Raw genomic sequence first — 26,340 nt, forward strand, 5'->3', positions numbered from 1 at the left:
GAGTATCCTGGAATGAGTAGCTCATCCACTTTAGTTAATTTGTTAGATCTTACCCGATCGCAGATGCAGGAATTTTTTGTCACGCTTGGCGAAAAACCGTTTCGTGCCGATCAGGTAATGAAGTGGATATACCATTACTGTGTCGATGATTTCGACAAGATGACCAATATTAACAAAAAGCTACGCGATGTTTTAAAAACGCGCTGCGAAATTAAAGCCCCAGTCGTGGCGACGCGGCAAGATAGTGCCGATGGCACCATCAAGTTTGTGATGGCCTTAGCGGGTGGTCAAGAAGTTGAAACCGTTTGGATCCCCGAAAAAGATCGCCGTACACTTTGTGTTTCTTCACAGGTGGGTTGTGCGCTAGATTGTTCATTTTGCTCTACTGCGCAGCAAGGGTTTAACCGTAATTTATCTGTCTCAGAAATCATCGGTCAGGTTTGGCGTGTTTGCCAAATTATCGGCAGCTATGGCGATACTGGTGTAAAACCCGTTACCAATGTGGTGATGATGGGCATGGGCGAGCCACTGCTAAATTTGAATAACGTTGTGCCTGCGATGGAACTGATGATGGAAGACTTCGGTTTTGGTTTATCTAAACGTCGTGTCACTTTAAGCACCTCGGGTGTTGTGCCCGCGTTAGATTTATTACGTGAGCGTATTGATGTCGCTTTGGCCATTTCGTTACACGCCCCCAATAATGCTTTACGGGATCAGTTGGTTCCAGTCAACAAAAAGTACCCCATGGAAGAGTTTTTAGCGGCTTCGCGGCGCTATGTTGCGCAATCAAAAGCCAACGATAAAGTCACCGTAGAGTACGTTATGCTCGATGGCATCAATGACAGCATGGAGCAAGCGCATCAACTGGCTCTCGCTTTAAAAGAAACCCCTGCTAAGATTAACTTAATTCCATTTAATCCTTACCCTGGATCGCCTTATAAGCGTTCGAGCAATTCTAGGATTGATCGTTTTAACAAGGTCTTACAAGAACATGGTTTTACTGTTATGGTACGTAAAACCCGAGGCGATGATATTGATGCGGCTTGCGGGCAGCTGGTTGGTGATGTTATCGACCGAACTAAACGTTTAATGAAAAAGCAGCAGAAAGGTGAGTCAATCACAATAAAAGAGCTGCAATAACAAAAGGGAACGCCAGTGGTAATGCAGAGATTTCCTGTTGTCACCGCGCTTACGGCATTGTTAATACTCTCAGGATGTGTTTCTGAGAGCACTTATGTTGCGAATGAGCGCCAGGTTAGCCAGCGCAGTGTGGATAACACCGAAGCTGCTAGAACCCGAATTTCGCTAGGTTTAAACTATTTGCGTCGTGGCGATACGACGCAAGCGCTTTATAATCTTGAGCGTGCCAAAACGATGGCACCTAATTTGCCAGAAGTGTTTAACGCCCTGGCTTATTACTACCAAACGGTGGGCGAACATACTCAGGCTGAAAACGCTTACAAGCAAGCCATTGCTAAAGATTCAAACAATGCGGATGCTTACAATAATTATGGTGCTTTTCTTTGCCAAATAGGAAAGTACGCCGAGGCTGAACAGCTGTTGTTATCGGCCATTTCCAAGCCCGGTTATATCCGCGTGGCGGAAAGTTACGAAAATTTAGCCCTGTGTCAGTTAGAACAAAACGGTTTTGAACAAGCCCGAACCTATTTAGGGTCTTCTATCTCACACAATGGCACGCGGATTAGTGCCTTAATCAACAGTGCTTCGGTTAATTATGCCATGGGTAACTTAATTGATGCCAAAGCTGATTTGCAGCGCATTCAACGTGTAGGTCGTGTCTCTGCGCGCAGCACTTTATTAAATTATTTGGTGTCTGAAAAGCAGGGTGATATGGCAACCATGCGCCATGCCGAGCAGCTATTGCTGACACTGTATATTGATACGGCTGAAGCCAAATTGCTGTTACAGCAACGCACATTGGATAGCGAGTTTGAGCAGTTGCGTGAACGCTACAAGCAAAAACTTCTGGCTAGCATTCAACCTGTGGTTACTGATACACCTGCCGCCAAACAACAGCGGCAACCGGTGGCTAACCCGCAGTTGCGGATACGACGCAAATCGACCGAAGCCGAGCCGGTTAACGATACGCCTGTAGCGAATACGCCTGCTGCTGCGCTAAGCCATAACCCTACACCGTCCACTGCGGCGGTACCGCGTCAGCCAGAGCCGACGCATTCGGTGGTGGATATTGCTAACAGCTTTAGTGCGCAACAAACCAAGCCGGCTGAACTTCCACCGGCTTTACCGGTTGAGCATGTGCTGTTAAACGACGAAACCGTGAATGCTGCCAACAATACAGCGGCTGCCACAGCAGAAGAACTCAGTGCTCAAGCTGCGCTCATCACACAAAATGAGCTCAGCAACAAGACCATAACACAGCGCAGCGACGCGGCGCTGCAAGCAACAAAACCGCAAAGCGCCGTTACAGCGCAACAAAGGCTAAGCCCTGTTACAACCACCAGCGCTGCACCTGAAGCGCAACTTACCGCTGTGTCTAATACCCCCACCGCGAGCACCCAGCTAACGGCACAAGAGCCGTCAGCGGTTACGCCTGCGCTTGAGACCAAGAAGGCATTAGAAGCATTAACAACAGCAGCTGTGGATAGCGCTGCGCCCAGCATGATGTCAACTGAACCAGCCGCCGCGCTGACCGTTCAGCCTGAGCCTTTAACCAGACAAACCGTGGCAAATACTGCAGAAGCCGCCGTTACAGCGAATTTACCTGCCGGGCCTGATGCTGTTGCGCCAGGGCAACCTATCTCTTCTGCAAAGCCAACCATAACGATGCCACAAAGCAATAACGAGCTTATTGCTGATATCAGTGATGTGCCTTTTCATAAAGTCGCCGAGGGCGAATCACTTCACAGCATCTCGGTAAATTACAATATTTTATTAACCCGCCTGCAAGAGTGGAACGCCTTAACGCCAACCTCTAAATTGCGGGTAGGACAAAAAATCTGGTTAGCTCCGAGTGATGCCCCGCCAGATTCGGGTGCACCGCCAGTGCGATTGGCCAATGCGCAGCCAGTCGATGAATATTTTCATCTGGTTGCTGAAGGTGACACTATGTTTGCCATTTCGTACCGCTATAATATTCGTTTAGAGCGGTTCATGGCCTGGAATGCGTTAACGGAACAAAGCCGTTTAACCATCGGGCAAAAACTTTACATTGTGGATCCGGCATCAATTAATCATGACTAATGACGAACAACTTGAAGCGAGCTCAGCACCAGAATTGACGGTCGGTCAGATCTTACGGCAAACACGTGAGAAACGCGGCTTATCTTTAAAGGATGTGGCACAACAGCTAAATTTAAAAGCGGAAGTGTTGCAATGCATTGAAGCCGATGAACCTGATAAAAACATCCTGCCGACCTTTATGCGTGGTTATGTTCGTGCCTATGCGCGGTATTTAAAATTACCTGAGTTGCCACTACTGAAACAGTTTGAACAGGCGCACCATGTCAATAGTGCGCCGGTTAAAACCATGAAAACCTTTTCTAATCGGCAGGCCAAGCAGCAAACTGAAGCTCGTTTTATGTGGCTGACTTATTTGATTGCCGCTATTTTACTGGCTTCGTTAGCCATTTGGTTTTGGCAGGGCTCGCGTGATTTTGTCACTAGCGATAGCCTACCGACCAGCAGCACAACGCCCGCGCTGACAGAATCAAGCGGGACTATTCCACTTACGCAAACCGTTACACAGCCTAGCAGCTGGGAGTCACCACCAGCGGCCAATAACACAGCAGATAACAGCAATGAGCCAGCAAGCTCAGTGAGCGAGTCGGTAACGCAAAGCAATTCGTCTGCATTACCCAGCAGTGTGCCCGTGGTTGAGTTGCCAGCGCCAAGTACTGACACGCTGCTTGCCCCAGAAAACAGCGAACTGACCACAGAATCTTTTGGCGACAGTAACGACAGTGGTTTAGATCGGTTAAAAATGACGTTTGCCGAAAACTGCTGGATTGATGTCGTGGATGCCAGTGGCGAACGAGTCGCTTATGGCACCAAGCAAGCTGGCTACATTATGGAACTGAATGCCAAGGCACCGTTTGTGATTACCTTAGGCAACCCCAGCGTGGTCGCCATCGAATTAAACCAACAGCCTTATGATATGTCGAAATATCCTGGAGGCCGTGTTGCCAAATTTACTTTGTCAGGACAGAACGAATAATGTTTGCAGAAAATCCGATTAAACGTCGGCAATCTACTCAAATTAAAGTAGGAAATGTATTAATTGGCGGTGATGCGCCAATCGCCGTACAGTCAATGACCAATACTCGCACCACGGATGTTGACGCGACCGTCGCACAAATTCGCGCCATTGCAGCTGCTGGTGCTGATTTAGTGCGTGTTTCAGTGCCAACCATGGAAGCTGCCGAAGCCTTTAAGCTGATTAAACAGCAATCGCCAGTACCTTTAGTTGCCGATATACATTTTGATTATCGAATCGCTTTAAAAGTGGCTGAGTATGGTGTTGATTGTTTGCGCATTAATCCGGGTAACATTGGCAAAGAAGATCGTATTCGCGCGGTGGTCGATGCTGCTAAAGATTACAATATTCCCATCCGTATTGGTGTGAATGGCGGTTCCTTAGAAGCGGATATTCAAGAGAAATACCGTGAGCCAACGCCCGAAGCGCTAGTAGAATCAGCCATGCGGCACGTCGATATTCTGGATCGCTTTAACTTCGACAATTTTAAAGTCAGCGTAAAAGCCTCCGACGTGTTCTTAGCCGTCGGCGCTTATCGTTTACTGGCAAAGCAAATTAAACAACCACTGCATTTAGGCATTACCGAAGCAGGTGGCGCAAGAGCCGGCGCAGTAAAATCGGCTATTGGTTTAGGGATGTTATTGGCAGAAGGTATCGGCGATACACTGCGCATTTCATTAGCGGCCGATCCGGTTGAAGAAGTTAAAGTGGCGTTTGATATTTTGAAATCACTGCGGATCCGCTCGCGTGGTGTTAATTTTATTGCCTGCCCCAGTTGTTCACGCCAAGAATTCGACGTGATTAAAACCATGAATGAGTTAGAGCAACGTTTAGAAGATATTGTTGATCCTTTAACGGTGTCCGTGATTGGTTGTGTCGTCAATGGCCCGGGTGAAGCGTTAATTTCAGATCTGGGTGTGGCCGGCGCCAATCGTAAAAGTGGCTTTTATATCAACGGCGAGCGGCAAAAGTTGCGGTTGGATAACGGGCAAATTGCTGAACAACTCGAGTTTCAAGTACGGCAGTATTTGCAACAACGTATCGCAGTAAAACAACTCTAAGAGTAGGATGCTTGGTGTTTTGCGGCGCAGGCTCTATAATCCCTGCTTTTGCAGACACCTTAGCGGTGCTCTTTGCGTAATAGTTAAACGGAAGCATTATTTTGGCTAAGCAAATTCAGGCAATTCGTGGCATGAACGATTGCCTGCCGCAGGATTCTGGTCTGTGGCAATATGTAGAACAAGTCCTTCGCGACACCGCGGCTAGCTATGGTTACAGTGAAATTCGCTTTCCCATTGTGGAGATGACCGAGCTGTTCAAACGCTCTATTGGCGAAGTTACCGATATCGTTGAAAAAGAAATGTACAGTTTCAATGATCGCAATGGCGACAGCTTAACCTTACGACCAGAAGGCACTGCCTGCTGTGTGCGTGCGGGTAATGAGCACGGCTTACTGTATAACCAAGAACAACGCCTGTGGTACACCGGCCCAATGTTTCGCCATGAACGGCCGCAGAAAGGCCGCTATCGCCAATTTCACCAATTTGGCTTAGAAGCTTTTGGTATTGGCAGTGCTGATATTGATGCGGAAGTGATCATATTAAGTGCGCGTTTATGGCAAAAGCTGGGTTTAACCCCTTATGTGAGCTTAGAGCTGAACTCATTAGGCTCGAATGACGCGCGCGCGGCCTATCGTGATACCTTGGTAGCCTATTTAGAACAGCATAAAGATCTGCTGGACGAAGACAGCTTGCGCCGTTTGTACAGCAACCCTTTACGGGTGCTGGATAGCAAAAACCCTGCTATGGCCGAGATGCTGGCCGCTGCACCAAAGCTAGCCGATCATTTAGATGCCGAGTCAACAGCGCATTTTAATCAATTACAAGCACGCTTAACCGCGGCGGGCATTAGTTTTACCATTAATCCACGCCTTGTGCGCGGCTTAGACTATTACAATCGTACCGTGTTTGAGTGGGTAACCACAGAGCTGGGTTCGCAAGGTACAGTGTGTGCCGGTGGCCGTTACGATGGTTTAGTCGAACAGCTTGGCGGCAAACCTACGCCGGCCGTTGGTTTTGCTTTAGGCTTAGAGCGCTTGATTTTATTACTGCAAACATTAGAGTTAGCGCCAGTATTAGCCCCAACCGCAGATATTTATCTGATGGCAATGGGTGAGTCTGCGGAACTTGCAGCCGTTAGCGTTGCCGAAAGGCTGCGTAGCGATTTGCCGACCAAACGTGTTATCTTGCATTGCGGTGGCGGCAATCTAAAAAAACAATTTAAAAGGGCTGATAAATCAGGTGCCGAATTAGCACTGATTTTAGGCGATGAAGAACTGGCCCGTGGCGAAATCACCTTAAAATGGTTACGTCAGGATCAGCCACAACAAACCTTGAAACTGAGCGAATTGGCTCAGCATCTGGCCTGAGAGCATAACGGAGTAGTTAGGTGGAAATTTACACAGACGAAGAACAACAGGTTGAAGCCCTTAAACGGTTTTGGAATGAATACGGCAAAGCCATCTTAGGCGGTGTGGTGATCGGTTTAGGTTCCCTGTATGGCTGGCGCTTTTATCAGGCTGAACAGCGAGCGAGTGCTGAAGCATTATCTAACAGTTATGCTCAATTGGTGCAAAAGCAAGCCAGTGAGGATGATTTCTTAGCAGAAGCGCAAGCTTTTATTAGCGAGCAAGGCAATAATAATTATGCCGTGTTCGCGGCGTTATTAGCGGCGAAAGATGCGGTGACCGCTGAGAATTTTGCCGAAGCGATTAAGCAGTTAAGCTGGGTGCAGCAAAACAGCAAAGACGCTAGCGTTAAGGCGATTGCTCAGTTACGTTTAGCACGTGTACAACGTCAAACAGGTGACTATACCGGCGCTTTAGCAACCTTAGAGCAAGCTGTACCATCAAGTTTTGTTGGGCAACAAGCAGAGCTGAAAGGCGATGTGTTACAAGCCACGGGTGATTTAGTTGCGGCGAAAGCGGCTTATCAAGTCGCCTTTAGCAACGCCGGCCAAAATACGCAATTATTGCAGATTAAACTTGATGAGCTGGCGCACATCACCGCTGCGAATTAAGGGGCCGATATGAAATTTGCCTTAAAACATGCGGCGTTAGCGTTGATTTCGCTAACGTTGATTGCTTGTTCTAGCAAAGAAAAATTAGTACTGCCCGATATCGAAAATCGAATTAGCCCGAAGAAAGTGTGGTCGATGCAAGTCGGTGACGGCGTGGGCCATTACGAATCAGGCTTAAAACCCCTGATTTTAGATGACAAAGTGTTTATGGCCAGCCGTGAAGGCATTGTGGTGGCAGCAGATCTGGCCACAGGCAAGCGCTTATGGACCTTTGATTTACGCCAAGACGCGCAAGTGTCTGCTTGGCAAAAATTAAACTTAAGCTGGTCTGAAGGTAATGCCCGCATTGCTGGTGGTATTAGCCAAGGTTACGGTAAGCTTTTTTTAGGTACTGAAAATGGCGAAGTGGTTGCGCTCGATGCGGTCACGGGCACTTTAGTTTGGCGTGCGCAAGTGCCGGGTGAAGTGTTAGTGAGCCCTGCGGTCGGCGATGGCTTTGTGGTAGTTAAATTAGGTACCGGTACGCTTTTGGCATTAAGCCCCGATGATGGCGAGCAGCGTTGGGTGTTTGAAAACGAACAGCCTCCTTTAACGATCCGCGGTGTCAGCGAGCCGGTTATTGAAAGCGGCGGCGTTATATACGGTACAGCGAATGGTCGTGTCGGCGTATTGTTAGTCGATCGTGGTTTCCAAGCTTGGGAAGAAACGGTTGCGACACCAAAAGGCAGTACCGACTTATCACGTTTGGTCGATGTGGATGCTAAGCCATTGGTCGTTGGGGGCACAGTTTATACTATCGCCTTTAACGGTGAGTTATTTGCATTAGATCTGCGTTCGGGTCAGCAATCTTGGAAGCGCGATTACGCCAGTTTCCGCAATATGGCGATCAGCGGCTCAGTGATTTATCTGGTCGATTCTGAAGGTCGTATTTATGCGGTAGACCGTCGTAACGGCTCGGAGATCTGGAGTCAAACCGGTTTACATAAACACTTTTTAACGGGCCCTACCGTGTATAAAGACTACCTGGTTATCGGTGATAGCAAAGGTAATTTGCATTGGTTTGATCGCAACACCGGTGACTTTGTTGCCAGACAAAGCTTTGATGATTCAGGCTTTTATCGTGAAGCTGTTGCCAATAATGACTATATAGTCGTCACAACTCGTGATGGTGAGCTAGTATTATTACAAACGCCTTAAACTGCGTATTAATCTACTTAACAGAAAACAGGCCTAAACTGAGGCCTGTTTTCTTATTTTTGAGGTTGACTAAATGTTACCTGTAGTGGCCCTGGTTGGGCGCGCCAATGTTGGCAAATCAACACTGTTTAACCGTTTAACCCGCACCCGCGATGCGCTTGTTGCCGACTTTCCGGGATTAACACGTGATCGCAAATATGGCTCGGTCAACTTCGAAGGCATGGAGTTTATTGTGGTGGATACCGGTGGTATCGACGGCAATGAGCACGGTATTGAAGTCGAAATGGCCGATCAATCGTTAAAAGCCATTGCTGAAGCCGATGTTGTGCTGTTCCTTGTCGATGCACGCGCCGGTTCAACGGTGGGCGATCAAGCGATTGCGGCTCATATTCGTCGGGTGGAAAAGCCCGTCTTTTTGGTCGCCAATAAAACCGATGGTCTAGACGCAGATACCGCCGTTGCCGACTTTTACAGTTTGGGCATAGGCGAAGTTTACCCCATCGCGGCCGCACATGGCCGGGGAGTCTCTTCTTTGTTGCAACATGCCTTATTGCCGTTCTTGCAACAACAAAAAGACGAAACAGCTAGCGAAGATTCCGTGATCAGCGATTACACGGATGTCTCTGAAGAGGACGCTGCCGCAGAAGCGGCCAGACTGCGCTCTGAACATATCAAGTTAGCCATTGTTGGCCGGCCTAATGTGGGTAAATCGACACTGACCAATCGTATTCTGGGTGAAGAGCGGGTAGTGGTGTTCGATATGCCGGGTACCACTCGTGACTCAGTGTATATTCCGATGCAGCGTAATGAGCGTGATTACACCTTGATTGACACTGCGGGTGTTCGTCGTCGCGGCAAGATTGATGATATGGTCGAGAAGTTCTCGGTTGTTAAAACATTGCAAGCGATTGAAGATGCCAACGTAGTCATTTTGGTATTGGATGCCCGTTTAGGCATTTCAGATCAAGATTTGAGTATCTTGGGCTTCGTATTGAATGCTGGGCGTTCCTTAGTGTTAGCGGTGAACAAATGGGATGGCTTAAACGACGGTGTGAAAGACGAAATTAAACGCGAGTTAGATCGTCGCCTTGGTTTTATCGACTTTGCCCGCTTACATTTTATTTCTGCTCTGCATGGTTCTGGCGTGGGTAATCTATTCGACTCGGTTGAAGAAGCCTTTGATTCTGCCACGAAACGCGTTAGTACCTCGTTATTAACCCGCATCATGAAAATGGCGCAAGAAGATCACCAGCCACCGATGGTGCATGGTCGTCGCGTTAAATTGAAATATGCGCATGCCGGTGGTTATAACCCACCGATTATCGTCATTCACGGTAACCAAGTGAAAGATTTGCCAGACTCGTATAAGCGTTATTTGATGAACTACTACCGAAAAGCGCTGCAAATGATGGGTACGCCAGTGCGTATTGAATTCCGTGAGGGTGAGAACCCCTATACGCCCACCAAGAAAAATACTGAGACTGCGCTGCAAAAGTACAAGCGTGAGCGCTTAATGAAAGCCCGTCAAAAAGTGGCTAAAAAAGATTAACAGCAAGGACTAACAGATGAAATTCCGTTTTCCGGTTATTGTAATAGACGAAGATTTCCGCTCAGAAAATATTTCAGGTTCGGGGATTCGTGATCTCGCCCAAGCGATTGGTGGCCATGGTTTTGAAGTCGTGGGTTACACCAGCTATGTCGATTTAACCGCTTTTGCCCAACAAGCGAGCCGCGCATCTTGTTTTATTTTGTCGATTGATGACGAAGAGTTTGGCAGTGGCAGCAACGATGATGTGAATAAAGCGCTGATTGAGCTGCGTGCTTTCGTCAAAGAAGTGCGTAAGCGCAATGCCGATATTCCGATTTTTTTGTACGGTGAAACCCGAACCAGTCGGCATATACCGAATGATATTTTGCGCGAGCTACATGGTTTTATTCATATGTTCGAAGATACGCCTGAGTTTGTCGCGCGGCATATTATTCGTGAAGCCCGTAAATATTTAGACGCCTTAGCGCCACCATTTTTCAATGCGCTGATGGATTATGCCCAAGACAGTTCATACTCATGGCACTGCCCAGGTCACTCTGGTGGTGTGGCATTCTTAAAAAGCCCGGTGGGCCAAATGTTTCACCAATTCTTTGGTGAAAACATGCTTCGGGCTGATGTGTGTAACTCGGTAGATGAATTAGGCCAACTGCTTGATCACACTGGGCCTGTGGCCGAAAGTGAAGCGAATGCGGCGCGTATCTTTAATGCCGATCATTTATTCTTTGTGACAAACGGGACCTCCACCTCGAATAAGATGGTGTGGCACTCTGTGGTGGCACCCGGTGATATCGTGGTGGTGGACCGTAACTGCCATAAATCGATTTTACACTCGATCATTATGACCGGTGCTATTCCCGTGTTTTTAATGCCCACCCGTAACCATTACGGCATTATTGGGCCTATTCCGAAAAGTGAGTTTTCGCCCGAAGCCATTGCCAAAAAGATTGAAGCCAATCCGTTTGCTCGCAATGCCAAGAACAAAAAGCCGCGTATTTTAACCATTACTCAAAGTACCTATGACGGTATTTTGTATAACGTGGAAGAAATTAAGCAAGAGCTAGGCTCAACAATCGACACCTTGCACTTTGATGAAGCGTGGTTACCGCATGCCAGCTTCCATGAGTTTTATCATGAAATGCATGCTATTGGTAAAGATCGGCCGCGCTCGGAAGAAACGCTGGTATTTGCTACGCAATCTACCCATAAATTGTTAGCTGGTTTATCTCAAGCTTCGCAAATTTTGGTACAAAATGCCGAAAAGCGTAATTTAGATACCCACCGCTTTAATGAATCTTATTTGATGCACAGCTCGACTAGCCCGCAATATGCCATTATTGCCAGCTGTGACGTGGCTGCGGCGATGATGGAAGCACCCGGCGGCACGGCGCTGGTGGAGGAGTCGTTGTTGGAAGCCATCGATTTTCGTCGGGCGATGCGCAAAGTCGATGACGAATTTGGCGATGATGATTGGTGGTTTAAAGTATGGGGCCCCGATATTCTGCCAGACGAAGGCATTGGCCATCGCGAAAAGTGGGTATTACATGCTACTGATAGCTGGCACGGTTTTGGTGATATCGAGTCAGGCTTTAATATGCTGGACCCCATCAAAGCCACTATCATCACACCGGGGATGAACTTGCATGGCCAGTTTGATGAAACCGGGATCCCGGCGGCGATTGTCAGTAAATACTTGTCTGAGCACGGTATTATTATCGAGAAAACCGGTCTGTATTCGTTCTTTATTATGTTTACCATTGGTATTACCAAAGGTCGTTGGAACTCTATGGTGACCGAGTTACAGCAGTTTAAAGACGATTACGACCAAAACTTGCCGTTATGGCGCGTCATGCCAGAGTTTGCGGGTAAGAACAAGCGTTACGAAAAAGTCGGTTTACGCGATCTGTGTCAGCGCATTCATAATATGTATCGCAAGTATGACGTGGCCAAAGTGACCACCGAAATGTACTTGTCGCAAATTGAGACGGCGATGACACCGGCTGATGCTTGGGCGAAAATGGCTCACCGTGAAATTGAGCGAGTGTCGATAGATGAAATCGAAGGGCGGGTAACGGCCATGTTAGTGACGCCATATCCACCAGGTATTCCACTGATGGTGCCAGGCGAACGTTTCAATAAAACCATTATCAACTACCTGAAGTTTACCCGTGCGTTCAATGGCGAGTTCCCCGGTTTTGAAACCGACGTGCACGGTTTAGTGCGTGAGTTGGTCGACGGTGAAGTGAAGTACTTTATTGATGTGGTAAAAGAAGCTTAAGCAAAACCGCTATTGCGTTATTTAAATCAAAGGTCGCCTAGTGCGACCTTTTTTACGCGTTTGATTTAAACTCGCAGGTTTATGTTAATACATGGTATCTCACGCTAGCAGGTTTAACAGTTCTCGCTCTATCGCAAATACATGCTCATCATGTTCACCCAACTCACGAAGTGCTGCGGCCAGTTGCAGTAAATACTCGCTATTCGGGCCACTTGGACCAGCACTTACCGCAATATGTGCCGCAATGGCCGCATCACTGTCTGGGCCTAGATAAGCTTCATTATCGGCGCTGGCTAAATATACCAAGCCCGCCGTTTGGCCGGGCTCATCTTGCCAATGTAATTCAGTAAAAAAGCGCAGATAACCATTCTTTTCACGATGGTCTAAGTGAGTAAAAGTTTGAGGTGTCACCTGATAGGCCATACCGGCACAGCGCTCACCAGGGGCTTCAATTAGCGTTAAAACACGACCAGGTGCCTCTGGTGTACCACGATGATCATGTGAGCCTTGCCAAAAACGGCGCTGCCAGCCATAAATACAGGCAGGCTTGCGCTGTAGATAAGGAAAATCCGCCTTATAAATCAACGAGCCATAGCCAAACAGCCACACCGAGTCGAGGTGATCAAGCGGTTGGCGTTGCTGATTTAAAGCGATGGTATTGTGTGACATAGCACTCCGTACAGCTGAAATTTAAAATGATTCTTAATCATTAAGCGTAACAATACGCCGCTCATAAAATGATAATGAGTATTCAAGAATATCACAAAGCAGCCTGCTTCGAGTTTTTGTCAGAAAGTCGTTTTTGGATTGCACCCTGCAATAAAATGGATTTTAGTGAAAAATAAGTAAATTTATTTAATTATTTTATTCTTTATGGTTGCCATTTTGGGTTTTAGAGCCTAATGTTTAATCAGGTTTTTTATTGATAAGGATTGAAGATGAAGAATTTTAATAAGCATTTATTATTAACCGGCTTAGTGGTTTTGCCTTTTTTGTTTCCCTTACAAGTGCATTCAAATACTCAGGTTTCAACTCACTTACTGTGTAGCGATGATCAGTGTGAAAGTGAAATTGTTAAACTACATAAAATGGCGCGTCACAATAACTACCCTGCAATGACATTACTCAGTATGATCTACGCGACAGGCGACGGCCGTGAGGTTGATCACAAAAAAGCGTTAAGCTACTTAGAGCGTGCAGCGGCGAGTCAACACCCGATGGCCGTGTTTACCTTATCGGAATGGTATCGAGAAGGGTTTGTTGTAGAACAAAATTTAGCACAAGCTGATGCATTATTAGCGCAAGCGGTATCACTTGGACACGTGTCTGCACAGTATAAAAAGACTTTATTGTTATTACAGCAGGCTGATGCCGCCAATGCCGATGAAGCCAACGTTTTTGCAGATGAAGCTATCAAATTATTACAACAAGCCAGTGACCAGCGTTCCGTTGAAGCGATGTTTTTGCTAGCGAGGTTGAAACAGCAAGGTCTCTTTACCCAACTTGATTTAGAAGGCGCTGCTCAGCTTTTTAAACGCCTAATGATATCGGGCCATGAAGCCTCTAGACCTTTTTTACAAGAAACGATTGCCATGCTGGCAACGAAACCCGACACCGCAGGGTTAGTGGCCGATTTACAGCAAGCTTATGCAGTAGAGGTGATTAAGGTATCAACCAATGACCACAATCCCGATTCCATATTATCTGATGTGATTGCACAACTTCAGCGTAAAGGTGTTTACTCTAAAGGCAGTGCATCAATGGTGACTACCGCTTGTGGTGTAAGTTTTAGCTGTAATACTTTTGCCGCAGAAATGGGGCCTAAGTTAACTAATCAAGTTATAACCGGTGAACCGAAGCGTTAACGTTTTCGCCGTTGGCGAGGTACTTCCTTTTGCGTCGCCAAAAGAAAATACCTAAAGAAAACGCGACCACTTCCGCTCGAAAGCCCGGCTGCTCCTGCTATAGCCCAAGGCGAAAACGTTACTCGTGCGGCGCAGCAACGCCGCACTCAAACATCCGTTAAGACCTTGACCAAGGATGTACAGTCGGCTCGCTGCAGACGGGGGAAACCTTTGAGGTCAGATACAAATCTTTTCGCAAGGGTTGCCCGGCTTGTAAACTAATGGGATTAACAGCAATAAACTGTGATGGCTTTTGAAATACATTTGGGTTGGAACTGAACGAGTTAACAGCGAAGTCAACGTTGGCTGGGGACGTCTTTTTCATGGATGAAAAAGAGGAGCGTACAGGGACGTATTTACCGCGTGCTCCAGCCGACGATTTACGCAGCGTTTAACGTTTTGTAAGCTTCAAACTTTAAGTCAGATACCGAAATACTTCGTTTTCGCCATTGGCGAGGCACTTTCTTTTGCTGTTCTAGATGAATATTTCTTTAAAACAAAGAGCATAAGTGAAACTTCTTAATAATTTGGTCAATTTAATAACTAATTATCTTTTCAATATGTTGATTTTCGGTAAACTCCTAAGTATAAATTTATTTAGCCTTTTGGATGCAGCTAAGAGGTCTACTTAATAGCAGTTAGGCATTTAAAAGGAACTTAAAGAAATGAGATGTTTATTAATAATTTTTTCGTTAGCCATATTCACAGGGTGTGCCACATCACCAGCATTAACCACATCCGACACGATGCAAATAATACAAGCCGCTGCAGACTCTGCCCCAGCTGGCGTTTATGGAAAATACACCTTATTAATTCAATCTACTGGCACGCAAATTGGCGATGATCGAATCTTTCTAAACACAGAATTAGATTACAGAGACCAAAGAAATATCACTATTGCTCTGTCCCATGATGCTGTAAAAGAATTAAATGACCATACTGGGCAAGCTGCTATTGAGCTTTTTAAAGGAAAACAGATTCAGGTTATTGGTGATGCGAACCGGGTTAGAATTGACTTTACATCAAGGGGGCAACCTACAGGTAAATACTATTACCAGACGCATATTCGTGTAACTCAAGCGTCTCAAATTAAAGTGTTATAAAGCCATGCCTAACAAGGCGCTGTTGTCGCTGCTACCATGGCTTGGACGGCTTACGCTGCGTTCCTGCCGCCCCAAGGCTTTGCGCAACGAATAAAAGGAGTAAGTAGATGGGCCAACTTAAAAATAGAGCAATCGCTGTTGTGCTGGGTATTGCACTAGCTTACGCGTCAATTGTTATTGCTGGGATTGGTGCCGCGGCAGCCATACCTGCTGACATTCTTAAACCTGTGGCACAAGTATCAGGCTTGCTTGCATTTACACTGGTCGACTTATTCACCATTGCGGTGCCGTTGGCGGCAGCTTTTTTAGTGTTCGCTTTCGCCAGTAAGGTCGTAATCAGAAAGCCAGATATCACTATCTATGCTTTGTTGCTCGCGCCTCTAGTGTTATTGCAGCTTTATTTTGTGGTGCAGACAAAGCCAGAGGTACTCCATAGCTTAGTCACAACCTTACCGCGTTACCTATTGTTAGCCGTGTGTTTTTACTTATTAGCTCGAAGTACAAAGCCGGCCAATGCCTAACAAATACATATTATCGTCAGCAAAAAACGCTTGTTTTGATGTCAATATACTGTGCGGCTTTCCACGCTAGATTTGGGCGTTAAACTCAAAGGTAACTCATGCGTAATCGATTCATATTCAGGTTAGCAGTAATTGGGCTTTTGCTGTTTGAGATAGCTATTTTTGCTGCATTGTACTTTTTTGATAATGGCGCTTTAGCGCCAGCTCGGAATGTATTGCCAGAAACAGTTGATTGGCAAACGTATTTTGACTTAAGTCCTGTGTTTTGTGGTGCAATAGGTTTATTACTGATAATACTCATTTTTGCCTCGGTGGTTGGCGTTTTATTGTTCCGTAACTGGGGCCGATGGCTGTATTTAATCGTTTCATTGCTCATTTTACCGGTATCGGTATTTACAGGGCCTGCAATATATTATGGCTGGGAAACGGCTTTGTGGGATATGCTCCAAATGGCAAATGGCGCGGTTATGTTAGCTATGTTTCTACCTCCAATTAGTAATGAATTTAACACGTTTAGCCAGCAGAACGCAGAAAGCTGTGCCGCTATTTAAAGTGTTGCTAATAAAGACCAATTAAAACAAGTTGTTGAAGATGGCTTATCTTCCCCTTATTTGTGAATCACTTCTGTCACCGTTGCCATAAAGCAGCCCTCTGCTAAACGCGTACTGATAGTATCGCCTAACTTTAGTTGTGAGCTGCTGGTAATGGCTTGCTCTGCGGCATTAAAACTTATGCTGTATCCACGAGCTAGGGTGGCGAGTGGGCTAACGGTGTGTAGTTGCGCACTAAGTTTAGCCAGTTTTTGTTGTTGCTGTTTTACCTGTTGTTGCTGCGCGTGCTGCAAGCGGCGTTGAAGTTGCTGCAACAGGTTGTGTTGTTGCTTCAAGGTTTTAGCGGGCGAGAGATGCAGCAAGCTTTGTTGTAAATAGCTGTGTTGGCGTTTAGCTTGCTTTAACTGTAGCTGCATCACCCGTTGTAAGCGCAGTTGTAACTCATCTAGGCGCTGTTGCTGTTGTTCTAAACGGCGTTGTGGGTGCAGTTGTTGTAAGCGTAGCTGTAACTGACTGAGCTTGGGTGTCAGCCTTTGCAAAAACAAGCGTTGGGCTCGAACTAAGCGGCTCGACAGTTGTTGCAGTTGCAACACAAAATGGCTTTGATCGGGTGACACCAGTTCAGCCGCCGCGGAAGGGGTTGCCGCCCGCACATCTGCTACAAAATCGGTGAGTGCAAAATCAATTTCATGCCCCACGGCACTGACAATCGGAATAGGGCACTGCGCCACGGCTCTGGCCAAGGCTTCGTCGTTAAAACACCACAAGTCTTCTAACGAACCACCACCACGGCCAATAATTAATACGTCAACCTCATCACGCTGAATGGCAGTACTGAGCATTTGCCGTAGCTGCCCAGCAGCGCTGTCACCTTGCACTTGGCATGGGTAAACGATCACCTTAATACCGGGAGCACGGCGTTGCAGCACAGTAATAATATCGCGCACGGCGGCACCGGTGGGTGAGGTAATCACGCCGACGGTGCGCGGATTAGCCGGTAGCGCTTTTTTGCGCTCGGCTGCAAATAAACCCTCGGCAGCCAGTTTATTTTTTAACTGTTCAAATTGTTGTTTTAATAAACCATCGCCGGCGGGCTCAATAAAGTCGGCTAATAATTGATACTCGCCGCGCGGTTCATAGACACTAATCCGGGCGCGTAATAAAACCTGCTGGCCATTTTGCGGCCGGATCAGTGCATTGCGGTTGGCTTGCTTAAACATCGCTACTTTTACCTGCGCTGCCTGATCTTTTAAACTGAAATACCAATGCCCGGACGCGGCCGCCACAAAATTCGACACTTCACCGCTTAACCACAATTGCTGAAACTGTAATTCGAGGGTAAGGCGTACTTCGCTATTTAAACGGGAAACGGTATAAATCTCAGACTGCTGCATGATTAACTCAACGACTTGTTCATGCCCTTAGTGTACGTTATCAAACCTTATCCTGACAAAAAGAAAAAAGCGTTTGTTCTGTTGCACTATTTCCGCTAAAATTGCACCGCAACATTCCCTATCTTTTCATCCACACAGCGAGATTGTTGCAATGCTCAGGATCATTAAAGAAGCTTTAACCTTTGACGACGTGTTATTGGTTCCGGCGCACTCAAATGTGCTACCCCACACCGCTGATTTACGCACTCAGTTAACCAAAACAATCACGCTTAGCATTCCTATGGTTTCCGCTTCAATGGACACTGTAACGGAAGCACGCCTTGCTATTGCTTTAGCGCAAGAAGGCGGCCTTGGTTTTATTCATAAGAATATGACCATCGAAGAGCAAGCAGCCAATGTACGCAAAGTCAAAAAATACGAAAGTGGCGTAGTATCCGATCCGGTTACCGCACTAGCGGATATGACGGTGCGTGATGTTCAAGCCTTAGCCGAACAACATGGCTTTTCAGGTTTCCCCGTTTTAGACAAACAAGGCGAGTTAGTCGGTATTGTTACCGGTCGCGACATGAGCTTTGAAGCAAATTTGCAAGCCAAAGTAACTGCGGTGATGACGCCACGGGAAAAACTGGTCACGGTAAATGAAAACGCGCCACGGGAAGATGCCTTAAAACTGATGCACCAACATCGGATTGAAAAGGTGTTAGTGGTCGATGATCATTTCAAATTAAAAGGCTTAATTACGGTTCGTGATTATTACAAAGCAGCCAGTAAGCCTAATGCTTGTAAAGACGAATTAGGTCGTTTACGCGTGGGTGCTGCGGTCGGTGTAGGCCCAGGTACAGATGAGCGCATCGCGGCGTTAGTTGAAGCCGGTGTGGATATTCTATTAATTGATACCTCGCACGGTCACTCTGAAGGTGTGTTAGAGCGCGTAAGACAAACGCGTGCTCAGTATCCCGATCTTCAAATCGTGGCAGGTAATGTCGCAACAGCTGAAGGCGCTAAGGCGTTAGCTGAAGCGGGTGCTAATGCTGTTAAAGTGGGTATCGGCCCAGGCTCAATTTGTACTACGCGCATTGTTACTGGCTGTGGTGTACCACAAATTACCGCTATCTCTGATGCCGTTGAAGGTGTGCAAGGTTTAGATGTGTGCATTATTGCCGATGGCGGTATTCGCTTCTCTGGTGATATCGCCAAAGCCTTAGTGGCTGGTGCAAACTGCGTGATGGTGGGCTCTATGTTTGCCGGTACTGAAGAAGCACCAGGCGAAGTTGAGCTATATCAAGGGCGTTATTACAAATCTTACCGTGGTATGGGCTCATTAGGCGCAATGGCGCAGCGCAATGGTTCATCAGACCGTTATTTCCAAGGCAGCAATAATGCCGAAAAACTGGTACCCGAGGGTATTGAAGGTCGAGTGGCTTACAAAGGCCCAATCGAAACCATCATTCACCAGCAAATGGGTGGTTTACGCTCTGCCATGGGCTTAACCGGAAGCCCAGATATCAACACGCTACGCACCAAGCCACAGTTCGTTAAAGTGACGTCTGCAGGTATGGGTGAATCGCACGTGCATGATGTGCAAATCACAAAAGAAGCACCAAACTACCGTTTAGGGTAACTGTTTTTTGCTATCAGGGCTGACTTAGGTCAGCCCCTGTACTTTTTAAAAGGTTAGTATGAACAAGAATATTCATCATCATCGCATTCTGATCCTCGATTTCGGTTCTCAATATACCCAGCTGATTGCCCGCCGCGTGCGTGAAATTGGTGTTTATTGCGAGTTGTGGGCGTGGGATGTTACTGAAGCACAAATTCGTGAATTTAATCCAACCGGTATTATTCTATCGGGTGGCCCAGAAAGCGTGACTGAGCAAAACTCGCCACGTGCCCCGCAATATGTGTTTGAAGCGGGCGTGCCCGTGTTGGGCATCTGTTACGGCATGCAAACCATGGCTGAGCAGTTAGGCGGCAAGGTGCAAGGCTCTGATCTACGTGAATTTGGTTATGCTCAGGTTGAAGTGGTTGCTCCGAATGATTTATTCGCCAAGATTGAAGATCACATTGGCGCTAACGGTAATGCCTTATTAGATGTTTGGATGAGCCACGGTGATAAAGTGGTTGAAATCCCAGCCGGTTTTGAAACTTGTGCCAGCACGGCCACTTGCCCACATGCCGGTATGGTGGATGAGGCGCGTCAGTTTTACGGTGTGCAGTTCCACCCAGAAGTCACGCATACTCGCCAAGGCCTGCGGATGTTACAGCACTTTGTTGTAGACATATGTGGTTGTGACCGCCTTTGGACACCCGCGACCATTATTGAAGATGCGGTGATCCGTTTAAAGCAGCAAATTGGTGATGACCAAGTTATTTTAGGTTTATCCGGTGGCGTCGACAGTTCTGTAGTAGCTATGTTGCTGCACCGCGCTATTGGTAAAAATTTGACCTGTGTCTTTGTTGATAACGGCTTGTTGCGTTTAAACGAAGGCAAGCAAGTGATGGATATGTTTGGTGATCACTTTGGCTTAAATATCATTAAAGTAGACGCCGAAGATCGTTTCCTAGACGCCTTAGCCGGTGAAAACGAGCCAGAAGCTAAACGTAAAATTATCGGCCGTGTGTTTGTTGAAGTGTTCGATGAACAATCACAAAAACTGGAAAACGCCAAGTGGCTAGCGCAAGGCACTATTTACCCTGACGTTATTGAATCTGCTGGCTCTGCCACCGGTAAAGCCCATGTGATTAAATCGCACCATAACGTCGGTGGCTTACCGGCGCATATGAAGTTGGGCTTAGTTGAGCCGTTGCGTGAATTATTTAAAGATGAAGTGCGTAAAGTCGGTTTAGAGCTGGGTTTACCTTATGACATGTTGTACCGCCATCCGTTCCCAGGCCCAGGTTTAGGGGTTCGGGTATTGGGCGAAGTGAAAAAAGAATACTGCGACCTACTGCGCCGTGCTGATGCGATCTTTATTGAAGAGCTGCATAAAGCCGACCTATACAACAAAGTCAGCCAAGCCTTTACGGTTTTCTTGCCGGTAAAATCGGTGGGTGTGATGGGTGATGCGCGTAAGTACGATTGGGTGGTATCACTGCGTGCGGTTGAAACCATCGACTTTATGACTGCGCATTGGGCGCATTTACCTTATGATTTACTGGGTAAAGTGTCTAACCGTATTATCAATGAAATCAACGGTATTTCTCGTGTGGTGTATGATATCAGTGGTAAGCCACCCGCGACGATTGAGTGGGAATAAGTTTTATCGTTTAAACTCTTCAGTTTAAATGGTTTAAAAGGCGCTGCGGCGCCTTTTTTGTTGGTGACAGTTTAGTGGATTGAACGTTTTCGCTGTTTGCGAGGTACTTTCTTTTGCCGATGGGGTCAGGCCTTGAGTTTTTCATACCTTTGGGGTGAGATACCGAGCTCCATGAGATCTTTACCGCGCGTTCTAGCTGAAGTTTTAAGCAGAGCAAAGCTTAACGTTTTCGCCGTTGGCGAGGTACTTTCTTTTGTTTCGCCAAAAGAAAGTACCCAAAGAAAATTCGATGTATGAGTTATAAACATAGGTAACACTTTGTTATCGATACATGGGTAACACTTTTCAGAGCCTATTCGGGGTCTGATAGCAATACTCTATTTTGTAACGATTAACGTTTTCGCCGTTGGCGAGATACTTTCTTTTGCGTCGCCAAAAGAAAGTATCCAAAGAAAATGCGACCCCACTTCCGCTCGAAAGCCCGGCTGATCATGCGTTGTCCAAGGCGAAAACGTAACTCGCGCGGCGCTACCGTCGCCGCACTCAAACACCCGTTTTCTTAAAACCTTGGTCAACGATGATCAGTCGGCTCGCTCTAAGGGGAGCTCATATTCTAAGCGGTATTCGCTTAGTTGAGCAGTTTGTATCAATTGCAACAGTGAGATTATCAGCATCATTTTTGCTGTAGTGGCAAATCAGGTTGAACGAGTTGACAGCGAAGTAAACTTTGGCTTAAGACGTCTTTTTCAGGGATGAAAAAGAGGAGCGTACACGGATGTATTTACAGCGTGCTCCAGCCTAAGCTTTACGCAGCGTTTAACGTTTTCGCCGTTGGCGAGGTACTTTCTTTTGCGTCGCCAAAAGAAAAGTACCCAAAGAAAATGCGACCCTACTTCCGCTCGAAAGCCCGGCTGATCATGCGTTGTCCAAGGCGAAAACGTAACTCGCGCTATGCTTCGTCGCCGCACTCAAACACCCGTTTTCTTAAAACCGTGGTCAACGATGATCAGTCGGCTCGCTACAAAGGGGGAATGAATATCCAAAGCGAAGATCTAGGTTCGGAGTAAAGCGAGTTAATAGCGAAGTAAACGTTGGCTTAAGACGTCTTTTTCAGGGATGAAAAAGAGGAGCGTACAGGGAGGTATTTACCGCGTGCTCCAGCCGAAGCTTTACGCAGCGTTTAACGTTTTCGCCGTGGGCGAGGTGCTTTCTTTTGTTTCGCCAAAATAAAGTGCTCAAAGAAAATGCGACGCCTACTTTAAGGTGAAAGCCCTGCTCAACCTTAGCTAGCTTACAACGTCATTGGAAAAAGGGAAATCGCTACTGTGCAAAGCTTTCATGGTATTGCAGAGAAAGGCCTTTTGCGTCATGGTATTGCTTCTGATAACCATTGGCGGTTTAACATGAAAACGATAGGTTTAATTGGCGGGATGAGTTGGGAGTCAACCATACCGTATTATCGGTTGCTTAATCAGGGTGTTAAGCAACAGCTGGGTGGGCTGCATTCGGCTAAATGTATCTTATACAGTGTCGATTTTCAGCAGATTGAACGTTTACAACATGCGGGTGATTGGCAAGGCGCTGGTGAGGTATTAGCTGAAGCGGCTGTTGCCTTGGCTGCAGCAGGTGCAGAGGTTATTGTACTTTGTACCAATACCATGCATAAGGTTGCTGCTCAAATTGAAGCTGCAGTGGCTATCCCGCTGTTACATATTGCCGATGCCACCGCAACCGCCTTGAAGCAAGCTCATTGTAGCCGTGTTGGTTTGCTGGGAACTAAATTCACCATGGAGCAGCCTTTTTATCGAGAGCGCTTAAGTGAAAAGTACGGTGTCACTGTGCTGTTACCCACTGAAGCTGAGCGGGATAGTTTGCATCAGATTATTTATCAAGAGCTCTGTCAGGGAATACTTAAACCGGAATCAAAGCAGTTAGTGCGGCGGATGATGGCCGGTTTAGCCTTGCAAGGTGCTGAGGGAATTATCTTGGGTTGCACTGAAATAGGTTTATTGGTTAGCCAAGCCGATGCCGCTGTGCCGTTGTTTGATACCACGGTACTGCATGCAAAAGCGGCTGTAGCATTCGCGTTAGCCGATACGGTGAGTTAAGCTGATAACACTACGCGGCTACTAGGTCGAACCACATAAAAAATAGACAGTATGAATTACCTGTTTGCCATAATTCTGCTTTGCTTTAGCGCGCTATTACAGGCTAAAGAGTGCGTGATTTTATTACATGGCTTAGCGCGTAGTGCTGATGCCATGCAGGTGTTAGAAAAACGCTTACAGCAGGCCGGTTATGTGGTCAGTAATGTCGATTATCCCTCAACACAATACCCTATTGAGCAATTAGCAGCTTTGGCCATTGAGCAGGGGCTGCGTTATTGCCAGCAGCAATCCGCACAGCCAGTGCATTTTGTTACGCATTCGCTAGGTGGCATCCTCGTGAGATACTATTTAACGCAGCAACCTATCGCTCATCTTGGCCGCGTTGTCATGCTTGGTCCCCCTAATCAAGGCAGTGAGGTCGTGGATAATTTAAAAGATGTGCCCGGGTTTGAATTACTTAATGGCCCCGCGGGTCAGCAGCTTGGTACGGATGAAGCGAGTGTGCCTAGGCGCTTAGGTCCGGTCGATTTTGAGTTAGGCGTGATTGCCGGCACGCAAAGTATCAATTTATTGCTCTCGACCCTGTTGCCCAACCCAGATGATGGCAAAGTGTCACTGGAGTCAACTAAAGTTAAGGGCATGACGGATTTTATTGCCTTACCGACTACACATCCGTTTATGATGAAAAACGATGCGGTGATCGCGCAAACGCTGTATTTTTTGCAACACGGCGAGTTTGAAGCGCTTGAATCAAAATGACGGTTTTTTAACTGATTAAATACGTGCTTAACGTTTTCGCCGTTGGCGAGGTACTTTCTTTTGCGTCGCCAAAAGAAAGTACCCAAAGAAAATGCGACCCCACTTCCGCTCGAAAGCCCGGCTGATCATGCGTTGTCCAAGGCGAAAACGTAACTCGTGCGGCGCTAGCGTCGCCGCACTCAAACACCCGTTTTCTTAAAACCTTGGTCAACGATGATCAGTCGGCTCGCTACAAAGGGGGAATGAATATCCAAAGCGAAGATCTAGGTTCGGAGTAAAGCGAGTTAATAGCGAAGTAAACTTTGGCTGGAGACGTCTTTTTCAGGGATGAAAAAGAGGAGCGTACACGGATGTATTTACAGCGTGCTCCAGCCTAAGCTTTACGCAGCGTTTAACGTTTTCGCCGTTGGCGAGGTACTTTCTTTTGTTTCGCCAAAAGAAAGTACCCAAAGAAAATGCGACCCCACTTCCGCTCGAAAGCCCGGCTGATCATGCGTTGTCCAAGGCGAAAACGTAACTCGCGCTATGCTTCGTCGCCGCACTCAAACACCCGTTTTCTTAAAACCTTGGTCAACGATGATCAGTCGGCTCGCTACAAAGGGGGAATGAATATCCAAAGCGAAGATCTAGGTTCGGAGTAAAGCGAGTTAATAGCGAAGTAAACTTTGGCTGGAGACGTCTTTTTCAGGGATGAAAAAGAGGAGCGTACACGGATGTATTTACAGCGTGCTCCAGCCTAAGCTTTACGCAGCGTTTAACGTTTTCGCCGTTGGCGAGGTACTTTCTTTTGCGTCGCCAAAAGAAAGTATCCAAAGAAAATGCGACCCCACTTCCGCTCGAAAGCCCGGCTGTTCATGCGTTGTCCAAGGCGAAAACGTAACTCGTGCTATGCTTCGTCGCCGCACTCAAACACCCATTTTCTTAAAACCTTGGTCAACGATGATCAGTCGGCTCGCTCTAAGGGGAGCTCATATTCTAAGCGGTATTCGCTTAGTTGAGCAGTTTGTATCAATTGCAACAGTGAGATTATCAGCATCATTTTTGCTGTAGTGGCAAATCAGGTTGAACGAGTTGGCAGCGAAGTAAACTTTGGCTTAAGACGTCTTTTTCAGGGATGAAAAAGAGGAGCGTACACGGAGGTGTTTACAGCGTGCTCCAGCCGAAGCTTTACGGAGCGTTTAACCTTTTAGCCGCGGTCGAGAGGCTTTCTTTTTTTCGATAAAAAAATATCTCACTACAAGGCCAGATCTTTACTCGCCGGTGAGACTGCTAGGAATGACCCTAGCAGTCAGCTTGTTCGGTTAGCTTTGAAATACCGGCTCGAGTAAGCGTAGGGTGCCGGCATTGGCATCCAGTTCTACTTTTGCGCCTACCGGCAGAATAAATTGCTTGGGAATATGGCCAATCATCGCGCCGCGATAAGCTGGAATACCTAGTGGTTTAATAAAGTCGGCAAAAATCTCATCCAGCGTTAAGCTGCCCCAGCCATTGCCTGGGGTGCAGCGGTTACAATCGCCAAACACAAAGCCTTTGATTTTATCCAGCGCACCCATCAATTTTAGCGTGCTCATCATGCGGTCAATGCGGTAGGGCTGCTCTTCAATGTCTTCTAAAAAAAGAATTTTATCTTGAAAATCTGGTAGGTAAGGCGTGCCAGCCAAGGAGGTCAAAACCGTTAAGTTACCGCCCATCAGCTCGCCTTGCGCCTGACCTGGGGTAATCACGCGGATACGGTTTTCGCGGTTAACCAGTTCACCTTTGCTTTCTTGTTCGTTTTGGTAAGTGAGCAATTCTTGTTGGAAAAACACTCGTTCGAATTGATCCACATTAAAGGCATTCCAACTACCAATACCATTGGGGCCATGAAAACTCACTAAACCGGCTTTAGCCAGCAAGGCATTATGCAGCGCAGTGATATCGGAATAACCGAGTAACGGCTTAGGGTTGCGCCGGATCATCTCATAATCAAGCAGCGGCAGAATACGCGCGGCACCTGAACCACCACGGGCACAGATAATGGCTTTTACCTCGGGATCGGCAAACATGGCGTTCAGATCGCTGGCGCGATCCGCATCACGGCCAGCTAAATGACCATGACGCTTTGTATAAAAACGGCCGGCTTTAACGTTAAAGCCCAGCGCCTGCAGTACTTCAGTGGCGATAACTAAATCTTCTTGGTCGGCAACGGCGGCGGACGAGGCAATTAAGCCAACGGTATCGCCTTTTTGTAACCGTTTCGGCAAGATACGGCCATTAGTGGCTAAGGTTGTGCTGGCCGCTTGTGCCGTGAGGCTACAACCGACTAATGGCAATACGCTAAGTGCGGCTGCACTGCTTTTTAGAAATTGACGTTTATCCACCGACCGCTCCGCTAATAATAATTTATTCCTATTGATAGCATGCTTTTGGA

20 protein-coding genes are annotated in these 26,340 nt (G+C 47.0%); 17 read left to right on the forward strand and 3 right to left on the reverse strand.

Annotation, left to right across the window (positions count from 1 at the left end; translation table 11 throughout):
* The first annotated feature begins 12 nt into the window (after positions 1–12).
* The 9 genes from LMJ53_RS12720 to LMJ53_RS12760 all read left to right on the forward strand — a co-directional run bounded on the left by LMJ53_RS12720 (position 13) and on the right by LMJ53_RS12760 (position 12,333).
* Positions 13–1,140 (forward strand): bifunctional tRNA (adenosine(37)-C2)-methyltransferase TrmG/ribosomal RNA large subunit methyltransferase RlmN, encoded by a 1,128-nt coding sequence (locus LMJ53_RS12720; protein WP_229586554.1) that lies wholly within the window; start codon positions 13–15, stop codon positions 1,138–1,140.
* Between the two features lie 21 nt (positions 1,141–1,161).
* Positions 1,162–3,222: a type IV pilus biogenesis/stability protein PilW gene (pilW, locus tag LMJ53_RS12725; protein WP_229586556.1), complete on the forward strand. Its 2,061-nt coding sequence runs from the start codon at positions 1,162–1,164 to the stop codon at positions 3,220–3,222.
* Positions 3,215–4,195: a RodZ domain-containing protein gene (locus tag LMJ53_RS12730; protein WP_229586558.1), complete on the forward strand. Its 981-nt coding sequence runs from the start codon at positions 3,215–3,217 to the stop codon at positions 4,193–4,195. Before pilW ends, LMJ53_RS12730 begins: the two co-directional genes overlap by 8 nt.
* Positions 4,195–5,295, forward strand: coding sequence for a flavodoxin-dependent (E)-4-hydroxy-3-methylbut-2-enyl-diphosphate synthase (gene ispG / locus LMJ53_RS12735; protein ID WP_226751097.1), 1,101 nt, complete (start codon positions 4,195–4,197; stop codon positions 5,293–5,295). The genes LMJ53_RS12730 and ispG overlap by 1 nt, the downstream gene beginning before the upstream one ends.
* Before the next feature lie 101 nt (positions 5,296–5,396).
* Positions 5,397–6,662, forward strand: a complete 1,266-nt coding sequence (gene hisS / locus LMJ53_RS12740) for a histidine--tRNA ligase (protein WP_229586560.1) — start codon at positions 5,397–5,399, stop codon at positions 6,660–6,662.
* A 20-nt stretch (positions 6,663–6,682) separates the two neighbouring features.
* The gene (locus LMJ53_RS12745; protein ID WP_229586561.1) at positions 6,683–7,312 is read left to right on the forward strand and encodes a YfgM family protein; all 630 of its coding nucleotides are present in this window, start codon (positions 6,683–6,685) and stop codon (positions 7,310–7,312) included.
* A gap of 9 nt (positions 7,313–7,321) precedes the next feature.
* Entirely contained in the window at positions 7,322–8,509 is a 1,188-nt protein-coding gene (gene bamB / locus LMJ53_RS12750; protein WP_229586571.1) for an outer membrane protein assembly factor BamB, read from the forward strand.
* A gap of 73 nt (positions 8,510–8,582) precedes the next feature.
* Positions 8,583–10,058: a ribosome biogenesis GTPase Der gene (gene der / locus LMJ53_RS12755; protein ID WP_226751101.1), complete on the forward strand. Its 1,476-nt coding sequence runs from the start codon at positions 8,583–8,585 to the stop codon at positions 10,056–10,058.
* A gap of 16 nt (positions 10,059–10,074) precedes the next feature.
* A complete protein-coding gene (locus LMJ53_RS12760; RefSeq protein ID WP_229586574.1) occupies positions 10,075–12,333 on the forward strand; it encodes an arginine/lysine/ornithine decarboxylase in 2,259 nt (752 codons plus the stop codon).
* A 99-nt stretch (positions 12,334–12,432) separates the two neighbouring features.
* On the opposite strand, the gene LMJ53_RS12765 is transcribed toward LMJ53_RS12760, so the two are convergent.
* Positions 12,433–13,002, reverse strand: a complete 570-nt coding sequence (locus tag LMJ53_RS12765) for a gamma-glutamylcyclotransferase (protein WP_226751103.1) — start codon at positions 13,000–13,002, stop codon at positions 12,433–12,435.
* A gap of 269 nt (positions 13,003–13,271) precedes the next feature.
* Here LMJ53_RS12765 and LMJ53_RS12770 point away from each other — a divergent pair, with 269 nt between their 5' ends.
* The 4 genes from LMJ53_RS12770 (at position 13,272) to LMJ53_RS12785 (ending at position 16,412) form a co-directional block, all read left to right on the forward strand.
* Positions 13,272–14,198 (forward strand): tetratricopeptide repeat protein, encoded by a 927-nt coding sequence (locus LMJ53_RS12770; protein ID WP_229586582.1) that lies wholly within the window; start codon positions 13,272–13,274, stop codon positions 14,196–14,198.
* 704 nt (positions 14,199–14,902) lie between these two features.
* Positions 14,903–15,340: a hypothetical protein gene (locus tag LMJ53_RS12775; protein WP_229586584.1), complete on the forward strand. Its 438-nt coding sequence runs from the start codon at positions 14,903–14,905 to the stop codon at positions 15,338–15,340.
* Positions 15,341–15,447: 107 nt separating this feature from the next.
* Entirely contained in the window at positions 15,448–15,861 is a 414-nt protein-coding gene (locus LMJ53_RS12780) for a hypothetical protein (protein ID WP_229586587.1), read from the forward strand.
* 140 nt (positions 15,862–16,001) lie between these two features.
* The gene (locus LMJ53_RS12785; protein WP_229586589.1) at positions 16,002–16,412 is read left to right on the forward strand and encodes a hypothetical protein; all 411 of its coding nucleotides are present in this window, start codon (positions 16,002–16,004) and stop codon (positions 16,410–16,412) included.
* Between the two features lie 56 nt (positions 16,413–16,468).
* On the opposite strand, the gene xseA is transcribed toward LMJ53_RS12785, so the two are convergent.
* Positions 16,469–17,806 carry an exodeoxyribonuclease VII large subunit gene (gene xseA, locus LMJ53_RS12790; protein ID WP_229586591.1) on the reverse strand — a complete coding sequence of 446 codons (1,338 nt, stop codon included), beginning with the start codon at positions 17,804–17,806 and terminating at the stop codon, positions 16,469–16,471.
* Positions 17,807–17,957: 151 nt separating this feature from the next.
* Between xseA and guaB the strand changes: the two genes are divergently transcribed.
* The 4 genes from guaB to LMJ53_RS12810 all read left to right on the forward strand — a co-directional run bounded on the left by guaB (position 17,958) and on the right by LMJ53_RS12810 (position 23,930).
* A complete protein-coding gene (guaB, locus tag LMJ53_RS12795; RefSeq protein WP_226751108.1) occupies positions 17,958–19,427 on the forward strand; it encodes an IMP dehydrogenase in 1,470 nt (489 codons plus the stop codon).
* A gap of 58 nt (positions 19,428–19,485) precedes the next feature.
* Complete coding sequence (gene guaA, locus LMJ53_RS12800; RefSeq protein WP_229586598.1) at positions 19,486–21,063, forward strand: glutamine-hydrolyzing GMP synthase; 1,578 nt, start codon at positions 19,486–19,488, stop codon at positions 21,061–21,063.
* A 1,325-nt stretch (positions 21,064–22,388) separates the two neighbouring features.
* On the forward strand, positions 22,389–23,171 hold the full coding sequence (locus LMJ53_RS12805) for an aspartate/glutamate racemase family protein (protein WP_324295610.1): 783 nt from the start codon (positions 22,389–22,391) through the stop codon (positions 23,169–23,171).
* 51 nt (positions 23,172–23,222) lie between these two features.
* Positions 23,223–23,930: a lipase family alpha/beta hydrolase gene (locus LMJ53_RS12810; RefSeq protein ID WP_229586600.1), complete on the forward strand. Its 708-nt coding sequence runs from the start codon at positions 23,223–23,225 to the stop codon at positions 23,928–23,930.
* Between the two features lie 1,301 nt (positions 23,931–25,231).
* Here LMJ53_RS12810 and LMJ53_RS12815 read toward each other — a convergent pair.
* Positions 25,232–26,290, reverse strand: coding sequence for a S66 peptidase family protein (locus LMJ53_RS12815; RefSeq protein WP_229586608.1), 1,059 nt, complete (start codon positions 26,288–26,290; stop codon positions 25,232–25,234).
* Positions 26,291–26,340: the final 50 nt, after the last annotated feature.

It is taken from the genome of Rheinheimera sp. UJ51 (assembly GCF_020819615.1).
Taxonomy (GTDB): domain Bacteria; phylum Pseudomonadota; class Gammaproteobacteria; order Enterobacterales; family Alteromonadaceae; genus Alishewanella; species Alishewanella maricola.

Coding starts and splice junctions, on each gene's coding strand:
- xseA (WP_229586591.1), bottom strand. CDS start 17,806: ATGCAGCAGTCTGAGATTTATACCGTTTCCCGTTTAAATAGCGAAGTA.
- LMJ53_RS12780 (WP_229586587.1), top strand. CDS start 15,448: ATGGGCCAACTTAAAAATAGAGCAATCGCTGTTGTGCTGGGTATTGCA.
- LMJ53_RS12765 (WP_226751103.1), bottom strand. CDS start 13,002: ATGTCACACAATACCATCGCTTTAAATCAGCAACGCCAACCGCTTGAT.
- LMJ53_RS12775 (WP_229586584.1), top strand. CDS start 14,903: ATGAGATGTTTATTAATAATTTTTTCGTTAGCCATATTCACAGGGTGT.
- guaA (WP_229586598.1), top strand. CDS start 19,486: ATGAACAAGAATATTCATCATCATCGCATTCTGATCCTCGATTTCGGT.
- pilW (WP_229586556.1), top strand. CDS start 1,162: ATGCAGAGATTTCCTGTTGTCACCGCGCTTACGGCATTGTTAATACTC.
- guaB (WP_226751108.1), top strand. CDS start 17,958: ATGCTCAGGATCATTAAAGAAGCTTTAACCTTTGACGACGTGTTATTG.
- ispG (WP_226751097.1), top strand. CDS start 4,195: ATGTTTGCAGAAAATCCGATTAAACGTCGGCAATCTACTCAAATTAAA.
- LMJ53_RS12810 (WP_229586600.1), top strand. CDS start 23,223: ATGAATTACCTGTTTGCCATAATTCTGCTTTGCTTTAGCGCGCTATTA.
- LMJ53_RS12770 (WP_229586582.1), top strand. CDS start 13,272: ATGAAGAATTTTAATAAGCATTTATTATTAACCGGCTTAGTGGTTTTG.
- bamB (WP_229586571.1), top strand. CDS start 7,322: ATGAAATTTGCCTTAAAACATGCGGCGTTAGCGTTGATTTCGCTAACG.
- LMJ53_RS12760 (WP_229586574.1), top strand. CDS start 10,075: ATGAAATTCCGTTTTCCGGTTATTGTAATAGACGAAGATTTCCGCTCA.
- LMJ53_RS12720 (WP_229586554.1), top strand. CDS start 13: ATGAGTAGCTCATCCACTTTAGTTAATTTGTTAGATCTTACCCGATCG.
- LMJ53_RS12730 (WP_229586558.1), top strand. CDS start 3,215: ATGACTAATGACGAACAACTTGAAGCGAGCTCAGCACCAGAATTGACG.
- der (WP_226751101.1), top strand. CDS start 8,583: ATGTTACCTGTAGTGGCCCTGGTTGGGCGCGCCAATGTTGGCAAATCA.